Source organism: Neorhizobium sp. BT27B, from assembly GCF_050455485.1.
Taxonomy (GTDB): Bacteria; Pseudomonadota; Alphaproteobacteria; order Rhizobiales; family Rhizobiaceae; genus Neorhizobium.
This window is the reverse complement of record NZ_JBCIYT010000030.1, coordinates 1-8632: the sequence shown is the minus strand read 5'-3', so window position 1 is coordinate 8632 and position 8632 is coordinate 1. Positions and strand designations below refer to the sequence as shown.

The window sequence follows — 8632 nt, the reverse complement described above, 5'->3', positions numbered from 1 at the left end:
ATGGCAATCTCCTTTCAAGGAGATTGAATCACACACCGCCAATAAAATGAACCCGGTTTATGGGGACACTGCCTAGCAGCTTGTCGAGGCCTGGAGCGGTAAAGCCCAGATTGAGACCGCGCAGGTCGAGCCGCGTACCGGAACCCGAGGCCTTCTCTGCTTTGATGTCTTGCTCTCGGTCCATTACCGACTTGGTGGAGGTCACGAGTGCTGCCAGCATTGGAAGCCGAGCTTTGAAAGCTGGCACGTCCGTGATCGTAAAGAATAGGAATTTTTCGGCGTCTTTCTGAAGTCCGACCAGAATATCGCCCTGAATGTTAGAGATATTTAGCAGCGTAGCCGCAGCATGCGTAAAGCTTTGAACAGACATCACCCGCCCCCCACTGTTTTACACCTATAAGTGGAGCGTATTTTCTACCAATTAGCAAGTATTACTTGCACGCCGCTGGTTAGGTCATTTTCACACATCGAAATTTTGTTGCGAGCCATCGCTTGGGCAGCTCGGCCAACCAGACGATCATCATCCCGACAGCGGGTGCGGCCCACGGTCCTCGGGGAGCTGAGACCGATGACTATTTTGGTAGGCCACCTGGAAACGTGCCCAGCGCAACAATATTCGACAACGGGCACACTTTCCAAGCCGGCGCGAAATCATCCGATTTGGAGGCCGCGTCTGGGCGATTGACAGAGAAACCGTGGGCGCTGGCGCTTAATTTTTTTTCAGGCGGTTCATGAGTCTCCAGCACAGGTCGGCCGTTCGTATCGTTTCATGAGCTTTTCAATTCCAGGCGCTTATCTATCCGCAGAAAGCCGCATCCACTGTCACCTTCCTAACCATTTGGATCACTTGCGGTAGCGCCCGGACGACGGCACCCTTGTTGGTCCCGATGAAGACGTCCTGTTTTGGCAGGCGTGATTGGGTTTTCAGGATCTGCAGCGTTTTATTCTTCACCTGCTCCTGCACCATGCGGGCAGGGAGAATGCTCAGCCCGGTCCCAGCCTCGACAAGCGTGAGGATAGCGCTAATGCTGTTGCACAGGTTCAGCCTGAGGCCAAAGCTGCTATTGCCGCCCAATGCATTCGTCGTCAGCGAGTGAATGTTCGACGGTGCGGGGGTTGAGAAGATCCTCAAATTAAGAAGGTCGCTGTCGGAAACAAATTCGTTGGTGCCGATGAGTTTTGGACTGGCGACCCATTCCACCGTTTGTCGGCCCAGCAGTTCGAGGGCTACATTCTCATGAGAAGGCGGGGTGGAGAGAACTGCTACATCTAGGATACCCTCGGAAAGCTGGCGCGCGAGGTTGTGGCTATTGTCTATGGTGGCGGCGACGCGCGTTCCGGAAAACCGGCTGTCGAGTTCATCGAGCAATGCCGGAAGGCAGGTCGCCGCAAAGCTGTCCATCACGCCAACTCTCAAGGTAGGCAGCCGGGTGTTTCTGGTCTTGATGTTGGATTCTATGTCGCGCGCGATGCCGATCATCGCCTCGGCGTAATGCTTGAGAGCCTCGCCTTCGCTAGTCAAAAGCAGCTGACGTTTCTGTCGCACGAAGAGAGCCACGCCCAGCTGCTCCTCCAGTTCCTTGATGCGGTAGGAAACGGTTGGCTGCGTGACATTGAGTTTGTCTGCCGCGGCATTGAAACTTCGAAGTTGCGAAACCCAGTAGAAGGACTCTACCGCCGAAAAACTGAGTGCCATGGGAACCTGCATAGAAAAATTCTATCGATAGCACGGATTATCCTGATTGGATTTTGAGGGCAATCGTCAATAAGCTCACTTTATAAGCATTAATTGTCGGTGTTGAAAAAATGTACAAATCCATCTCGCGTGAGCACATCCTTGAAGACCTGCCGGAAATCGCGGACATTCAGTCGGCTGAACTGCGCGAGAAGGTCATCGACGCATGGGTGTTTGCGCTGGAGCGCTCCTCATTCGATCGCGTGACGGACATTTCCGGTGAAGGCAGCCCGAACATCTTTTCTCTGAAGCGTGGCACGCAGGACGCTCACCTGCGCGGCGTGACGCGGCTGGCGCTTGCGATCTACGAGGAATTCAAGGCCACCTATCCGGAAGCGAAGGTCGACCGCGATATCATTCTTGCAGGCGGCCTCTGCCATGACATCGGCAAGACCTGGGAATTCGATCCCGAGAAACTGAAGCGTTCCGAGGAACGCGGGGACCGGTATGGCGACCCGACATTCCGTCATTCCGCTTACGGTGCGCATGTCTGCCTGTCCGTTGGATTGCCAGACGAAGTCGGACATATCTGCATGGGCCACGCGATGGAATTCAGCCATATCGGCCACAGCACCGAATGCTTCATCATCCGTCAGGCCGACCATACATGGTGGCATGTCGCGGCAGCGCTCGATCTTTGCCATGCGGACACCATCGCTTTTGCCGGCAAAAACATCCGGGTTCGACCGCTAGGCCTCGAATAAGCGACGGAACTGGAGTGAGAACGCCGAGGTTGCCATGAACTATACTTTCCAATTCGGTCCGCTGGTTGCCTATCTGCCGCAGCTCCTGAACGGGTTGTGGCTGACCCTGGTGCTGTCGTTCCTGGGCATCTTCGGCGGCTTCATGATCGGTGTGGCGTGTGCCGTCGCATCGACCTTGCCCTCGCGGCTGCCGCGCTTTCTGGTACGCTGCTATGTCGAGGTGATGCGCAACACGCCGCTTCTGGTGCAGATCTTCGTGATCTTCTTCGGTCTGCCGAATATCGGCATCCGCATGTCGCCGATGAATTCCGTTCTCATTGCGCTGATGCTCAATAACGGCGGCTACATTGCCGAGATCGTCCGGGGCGGCATCCAGTCGACCCACCGCAGCCAGTTCGAGGCGGCCGAAAGTCTCGGTCTCAGCTATTTCCAGACGCTGCGCTTCGTCATCCTGCCGCCGGCGCTCGAAAAAGTGTTCAGCCCCGTCGTGTCGCAATGCGTCTTGCTGATGCTGTCGACGAGCCTCGTTTCGGCCATCGGCGTGGAAGACCTGACAGGGGCCGCGATGATCGCGAGTTCCGAAACCTTCCGCACGATGGAAGTCTATCTGGTCATCGCTGCGATCTATGTCTCGCTGAACTTCGTATTCCGCGCCCTGCTGAATGCCGCTGGACTGATCATCTTCACCCGTTCCCGCCGCACGCTTCTCCGGAGGACCTGACATGCGCACCTTCGGTACCAACGAGTTCCTCTTCATCGTTTATGCGCTGCAGTGGACGATCACGCTGACGGCAATCGCATTCGTCGGTGGCGGTGTGGTCGGCATTTGCCTTGCGCTGCTGCGGATATCGTCAAGACGGCTGTTGCGGGTGATTACTTCGGGTTACATGCAGTTCGTCCAGGGACTGCCGCTCCTGATCCTCATGTTCGTCTGTTACTACGCGCCCTCACTGTTCGGGCTGGAAGTCAGCGCGATCGCCGCCGCCGCCATAGCGTTGACCATCAACTCCAGCGCATTCCTCGGCGCCATCTGGGAAAGTGCCCTGCGTGCAATCCCGAAAGCGCAGTGGGAAAGCGCCGACGCACTGGCGATGACGCCCTACAAGACGCTGCGTTTCGTCATTGCGCCGCAGGCAATCAGGTTGGCGCTGCCCTCGACGGTTGGCTTCCTTGTCCAGGTCATCAAGCAAACCTCGATCGCTTCGATCATCGGCTTTGTGGAAATCACCCGTGCCGGACAGCTCGTCAGCAATGCCACATTCGAGCCGCTGAAGACCTTTCTCGCCGTCGCGGCACTGTATTTCGCGCTCTGCTTCCCGCTCACGCAAATCAGCCTGTGGCTCGAGCGCCGTGCTGCCCGTCGTGGATCGCGCGCCTGAAAAATCACCAGCGACACGCAGAAGGTCGTTCAACCAACCGGAACATGAAAACTGAGAGGATCAACATGACTTTCAAATCCCTGCTGATGCCGCTGGTCGGCCTGGCAATCGCTTTCGGATCGAGCACGGTCGCCTCGGCCGCCTCGCTCGATGATATCATCGCCAAAAAGAAGGTGACGATCGGTGTCGATCTGTCCGTACCGCCTTTCGGCATCACCAACGAACAGATGCAGCCCGACGGTCTCGATGTGGACGTCGCCAAGCTTCTGGCCAAGGATCTCGGCGTGGAACTGGAACTTGTTCCGGTCACCGGGCAGAGCCGTATTCCGTCGCTTCAGACCGGCAAGGTCGATTTTGTCGTCGCCAGCTTCGGCATCTACACCGAGCGTGCTCTTTCCGTGGCATTCTCCAATCCCTATGGCGGGCACAAGTCGGTCATCATTGCGCCTGAAGGCACCGAGATCAAATCGCTTGAAGACCTGAAGGGAAAGCGCGTCGGCGTTCCGCGCGGCACGGCACATGAGAAAATCCTTTCGGCTGCCAAGATCGACGGGATGGAACTCGTCCGTTTCGACGATGACAGCACGACGCTCAATGCGCTGGTTGCCGGTCAGGTCGATGCGATCGGCACCGTCAACTACATCGCCGCCCAGCTTCAGCAGCGTTATCCTGACAGCAAGTTCGAGGAAAAGGTCACCTATCTCCAGAGCTTCTACGGCGTTGGCATGCGACGCGGAGACCCGGATCTGCTGCACTGGCTGAACACGGTTCTGTTCGTACACAATCAGAGCGGCGAACTCGGCAAGATCTACGAAAAGTGGATGAAAGCGCCCATGCCCGCACTGCCCTCGTTCTAATCTTTACTACCCGCGGGGCGGCTCCTCCGTCCCGCGTCCTTGCCGAGAGGTTGAGATGTCTGTCGTAGTTGCAAACAATATCCGAAAAAGCTTTGGTCCGCTTGAGGTCCTCAAGGGGGTCTCCCTCGATGTTCGCGGTGGCGAAGTTGTTGCCCTGATCGGCCGGAGCGGCTCCGGCAAGAGCACGTTTCTGCGTTGCCTGAACGGACTTGAGACAGTCGATGGTGGCGACATCAGCGTCGCCGGACATGCCATGTCACGGAACCCGGCAGCCCTGCGCAAGCTGCGGCGCGATGTTGGCATCGTCTTCCAGAGCTACAATCTCTTTCCGCATCTGACCGCCGGCGAAAACATCATGCTCGCGCCCGTCCAGGTGAAGGGAGAGAGCAAGGCGGCAGCTCGCGAGGAAGCGTTGCGCTGCCTCACGATGGTCGGGCTTGGGGACCGTTTCGATACCTATCCGGACATGCTTTCAGGCGGTCAGCAACAGCGCATCGCCATTGCCCGGTCGCTTGCCATGCAGCCGAAGGTGCTGCTTTTCGATGAAGTCACGTCCGCACTGGATCCGGAACTCACGGGCGAAGTGCTCGCCGTCATCGAAAACCTCGCCAGGCAGGGCATGACGATGCTGCTCGTCACTCACGAGATGGGTTTTGCCCGGCGTGTGGCCAACCGCACCATCTTCATGAAAGACGGCATCATTCACGAAGAAGGCCCGTCAGCCGAATTTTTCGCAAATCCGAAGACGCCGGAACTGGCCGCCTTCCTTCGCTCCGAAATCGGCTGAACCCAACCAAATTGACCTGGACTTTTTTGACCGTCATTCGACGGGGAGGATATTATTGTGTCGAAACAACAGACGATCGCACTGATCGGATGCGGCGTGATGGGAACCGCTATCGCAACCCGCCTGCTGGAGACCGGCAACGATCTGGTCGCCTACGATCTTGATCCGGCAAAATTGGCGGCACTTGTCGCCAAGGGGGCGACCGGCGCGTCTTCCGCCGCGGAGGCGGTGCGCGCGGCCGGATCCGTGATCCTCAGCCTGAACTCCGCTGCGATCGTTCGAGAGGCGGTCTTCGGCACTGGCGGAGTGGCACAGGGCGCCGCCCGCGGTACCGTCATTATCGACATGTCGTCCATCGATCCGATCGCAACCCGGAAGCTGTGTGCCGATGCCGGTTATCTCGGTTTGCGGTGGGTGGATGCACCTTTGTCCGGCGGGGCGCCGAAAGCGCTTGTCGGCAAGCTGACGGTGATGGCGGGCGGCGATCCGCAGGATTTCGCCGCCGCCAGTATCGTGCTCGATCAACTGTGCGAAAACCTGACCCTGATGGGGCCAAGCGGCGCAGGCCAGACCACCAAGTTGATCAATCAGGTTCTCTGCGGACTGCATTTCGTGGCCGTGGCCGAAGCCACCAAGCTTGCCATTGATGCAGGCGTCGATGCGCAACGCATTCCGGCAGCGCTCAGCGGAGGACGTGCCGACAGCGCCATCCTGCAGGAGTTCATGGCCAAGATGGCGCGCAACGATTATTCGCCAACCGGCCGGATCGACAACATGGTCAAGGATCTCGATGCCGTTCAATCGCTTGCACGCCATACCGGAACGGTCATGCCGATGACCGCGCTCTGCATGGAAATCCACCGGTTTCTGGTCGCGGCCGGACATGGTGCGGCGGACAACGCGGCCCTCATGCGATTTTACGATGGCCCGAGAGGCTGAAAGGAAAAAAATGCTGATCAGATATGCCGAATTCGTCGGTGCAATCCACCAAGGCCGGGAAGAGGAATTCTTCGCTTTCGTTGCCGATGTGCTGACGCCGCTTTGGACAAAGTTCGACGGCGCGGTTCGCGTCACCGTCTCGCGTGAGCTCGAACGGGATGAGGGGGCACCGGAAATGCCTTTGCTCCTGTCCATTACATACCCCGATCGGGCGGCGCTGGAGCGGGCAATGGCATGTGATGCGCGATTTCATTCGCGCGAAGAAACCAAGCGCCTTCTCGAAATGTTTGAGGGCTCTGTCTATCACCGCATCACGGAAGTGACGGCGCACGACCTGGGCTGATGGGCCCTCGTGCCTCCGCCGGTGGATCTCCTGCTTGGATCATCTGGCGGAGGCACAATCAGATTTCCATGCCGCTGCCATTATCGCGCGGCTCTCACGATAGGATATCCATGTCGGACATGTCTTCAGCCGAGGCTGGTTCGCCTGCGGTGCCGGTGTCACATGTCCGCAAGGGTGTGCTGCTTATGCTGTTGGCCGTGATGCTCATCGCATTGATCGACCCTGCGGCCAAATATGCGGGCCGGCACCTGCCGGTGCTTCAGGTGGTCTGGGCACGTTACGCGTTTGGCTGCCTGACGGCATTCGCACTTTTTCGGCCAAGCGTCGATCCGCGCCGCTGGGGTATCCATCAGCCCGGGCTTCAGGCCCTGCGTGCCGCCTGCCTGCTCGGATCCACCGCCTTCAACTTTCTCGCCTTGCGCAATCTCGGGCTGGTCGAAAACCAGGCCATCATCATGTTGGGACCGGTGGTCATCACCGCGCTGTCGATCGTGCTGTTTCGTGAGCGTTTTCGCCCGATCGTCGGAATTGGACTTGGTCTGGGGCTTTTCGGAGCGATGCTTGTCATCCAGCCCGGTGGCGACGTGTTCAAGTTTTCTGCCCTCTACGCCGTCGGAAACGTCATGACCTATGCGGTCTATGTCCTTCTTACAAAGCGCCTGCTGCTGACGGATTCGATGCTCAGCCTGAACATCGTTTCCGTTGCCTTGCCGGCCATCGTGCTCAGCTTTGCCATTGTCGGCGTGTGGCAATGGCCAGAAGATATCGGTGGCTGGATAGCGATGGTCCTCGTCGGCATCATCGGCGGGCTTGGTCATTTTCTGCTCGTGACCGCTCACCGTTATGCGCCCGCCAGTACGCTGGCGCCGCTTGGCTATACGCAGCTTTGCTGGGCGCTCGTCGCAGGCTTTGTCATGTTCGCGGAACTGCCCGACCTTCATACGATCATAGGAGCGATCGTCATTTTGGCGTCGGGGGCTGTCATCATGGTTTCTGGAAGGCGTTAGTTTGTAGCCGAGGCTGGTCAACGAAACCACAGGTTCGGATGCTTCAAAATGATTGGACATTCTTGCGCGCACGAGACCGCTGAGAGTGACCTAGCCTCCAAGTGATGTTTCGGGGCTGACCGCGACAAACTTCTTCTGAAGTCAGCGGATTTGGACCTACCTTTCGTGGGGTACAATCCTGAAATGCTTTCGATACTGACACCGGCGCTCACCGCCGCGTTGGCAGAAATAGAGATGCGTGGCAGTGTAACCGAACACATCAAAGGTATTTTAAAGCGGCGCTTATCCAGCGGTTGCCCAGATATCGCCGATGTCGCTAAGGAGCTCGGGCTGAGCGAAAGGACCTTACAACGACGTATCAGCGACGAGGGGACAACTTTTCGGGCGCTGCTCGACGAAGCAAGGAAGGAACTGGGGAGGACACTCCTGCTGGACGTGTCGATTTCCGTCGAAGAGGTGGCATTTATGCTCGGTTTCGACGATGCGAGCTCTTTCTACCGCTCATTCAAGAGTTGGGAGAAAATGAGCCCCCGTAAGTGGCGAAACAGCCATGGGCATCTGCAGTAGTCTCATTCGCGTGATGGACGAATGTCTCGCCCCGGGAGAACTCCTACCAAGTCTTTTGCGAGGTTGCTCACGACACCTCTGAGCCATCGATGAGCTGGATCGTGACGATATCGCACATGCCAAGCCATTTCGACCGGGAATGTTCCAAGATCGACAGGTGCTTCGACGACGTTTAGCCGCGGGTCGCGTTCGAGGCTGCGGCAGATCATGCGCGGCAATGTTGCGCAATAATCGGTGACCGCGACCATCTCGGGAACCGATAGGAAGTGTGTGACGGAGACAGCAACCTCGCGCTTGAGGTTCTGCTGCCCCAA

12 protein-coding genes are annotated in these 8632 nt (G+C 57.8%); 9 read left to right on the top strand and 3 right to left on the bottom strand.

Features of this window, described 5'->3' with window-relative positions; translation table 11 throughout:
* Positions 1–28 precede the first annotated feature (28 nt).
* Entirely contained in the window at positions 29–370 is a 342-nt protein-coding gene (locus AAIH70_RS30800) for a hypothetical protein (RefSeq protein ID WP_430038136.1), read from the bottom strand.
* Between the two features lie 426 nt (positions 371–796).
* Complete coding sequence (locus tag AAIH70_RS30795) at positions 797–1696, bottom strand: LysR family transcriptional regulator (RefSeq protein WP_132281866.1); 900 nt, start codon at positions 1694–1696, stop codon at positions 797–799.
* Between the two features lie 110 nt (positions 1697–1806).
* Between AAIH70_RS30795 and AAIH70_RS30790 the strand changes: the two genes are divergently transcribed.
* The 9 genes from AAIH70_RS30790 to AAIH70_RS30750 all read left to right on the top strand — a co-directional run bounded on the left by AAIH70_RS30790 (position 1807) and on the right by AAIH70_RS30750 (position 8318).
* Positions 1807–2439 carry an HD domain-containing protein gene (locus tag AAIH70_RS30790; protein ID WP_430038133.1) on the top strand — a complete coding sequence of 211 codons (633 nt, stop codon included), beginning with the start codon at positions 1807–1809 and terminating at the stop codon, positions 2437–2439.
* A gap of 34 nt (positions 2440–2473) precedes the next feature.
* Positions 2474–3160: an amino acid ABC transporter permease gene (locus tag AAIH70_RS30785; RefSeq protein ID WP_132281862.1), complete on the top strand. Its 687-nt coding sequence runs from the start codon at positions 2474–2476 to the stop codon at positions 3158–3160.
* A gap of 1 nt (position 3161) precedes the next feature.
* A complete protein-coding gene (locus tag AAIH70_RS30780) occupies positions 3162–3818 on the top strand; it encodes an amino acid ABC transporter permease (protein ID WP_132281860.1) in 657 nt (218 codons plus the stop codon).
* Positions 3819–3883: 65 nt separating this feature from the next.
* Complete coding sequence (locus AAIH70_RS30775; RefSeq protein ID WP_165932194.1) at positions 3884–4675, top strand: transporter substrate-binding domain-containing protein; 792 nt, start codon at positions 3884–3886, stop codon at positions 4673–4675.
* A gap of 55 nt (positions 4676–4730) precedes the next feature.
* The gene (locus tag AAIH70_RS30770; protein WP_132281858.1) at positions 4731–5462 is read left to right on the top strand and encodes an amino acid ABC transporter ATP-binding protein; all 732 of its coding nucleotides are present in this window, start codon (positions 4731–4733) and stop codon (positions 5460–5462) included.
* 57 nt (positions 5463–5519) lie between these two features.
* The gene (locus AAIH70_RS30765) at positions 5520–6401 is read left to right on the top strand and encodes an NAD(P)-dependent oxidoreductase (RefSeq protein WP_132281856.1); all 882 of its coding nucleotides are present in this window, start codon (positions 5520–5522) and stop codon (positions 6399–6401) included.
* 10 nt (positions 6402–6411) lie between these two features.
* The gene (locus tag AAIH70_RS30760; RefSeq protein ID WP_132281854.1) at positions 6412–6744 is read left to right on the top strand and encodes a hypothetical protein; all 333 of its coding nucleotides are present in this window, start codon (positions 6412–6414) and stop codon (positions 6742–6744) included.
* A gap of 110 nt (positions 6745–6854) precedes the next feature.
* Positions 6855–7751: a DMT family transporter gene (locus AAIH70_RS30755; protein ID WP_165932193.1), complete on the top strand. Its 897-nt coding sequence runs from the start codon at positions 6855–6857 to the stop codon at positions 7749–7751.
* Between the two features lie 165 nt (positions 7752–7916).
* Positions 7917–8318 (top strand): helix-turn-helix transcriptional regulator, encoded by a 402-nt coding sequence (locus AAIH70_RS30750; protein WP_245519443.1) that lies wholly within the window; start codon positions 7917–7919, stop codon positions 8316–8318.
* A gap of 2 nt (positions 8319–8320) precedes the next feature.
* On the opposite strand, the gene AAIH70_RS30745 is transcribed toward AAIH70_RS30750, so the two are convergent.
* The coding region (locus tag AAIH70_RS30745; protein ID WP_430038126.1) for a LysR substrate-binding domain-containing protein at positions 8321–8632 on the bottom strand (312 nt) is incomplete at its 5' end.

Excerpts from the sequence above, each read along its gene's own strand:
- AAIH70_RS30775 (WP_165932194.1), top strand. The coding sequence starts at position 3,884 with ATGACTTTCAAATCCCTGCTGATGCCGCTGGTCGGCCTGGCAATCGCT.
- AAIH70_RS30760 (WP_132281854.1), top strand. The coding sequence starts at position 6,412 with ATGCTGATCAGATATGCCGAATTCGTCGGTGCAATCCACCAAGGCCGG.
- AAIH70_RS30800 (WP_430038136.1), bottom strand. The coding sequence starts at position 370 with ATGTCTGTTCAAAGCTTTACGCATGCTGCGGCTACGCTGCTAAATATC.
- AAIH70_RS30755 (WP_165932193.1), top strand. The coding sequence starts at position 6,855 with ATGTCGGACATGTCTTCAGCCGAGGCTGGTTCGCCTGCGGTGCCGGTG.
- AAIH70_RS30790 (WP_430038133.1), top strand. The coding sequence starts at position 1,807 with ATGTACAAATCCATCTCGCGTGAGCACATCCTTGAAGACCTGCCGGAA.
- AAIH70_RS30770 (WP_132281858.1), top strand. The coding sequence starts at position 4,731 with ATGTCTGTCGTAGTTGCAAACAATATCCGAAAAAGCTTTGGTCCGCTT.
- AAIH70_RS30785 (WP_132281862.1), top strand. The coding sequence starts at position 2,474 with ATGAACTATACTTTCCAATTCGGTCCGCTGGTTGCCTATCTGCCGCAG.
- AAIH70_RS30780 (WP_132281860.1), top strand. The coding sequence starts at position 3,162 with ATGCGCACCTTCGGTACCAACGAGTTCCTCTTCATCGTTTATGCGCTG.
- AAIH70_RS30795 (WP_132281866.1), bottom strand. The coding sequence starts at position 1,696 with ATGGCACTCAGTTTTTCGGCGGTAGAGTCCTTCTACTGGGTTTCGCAA.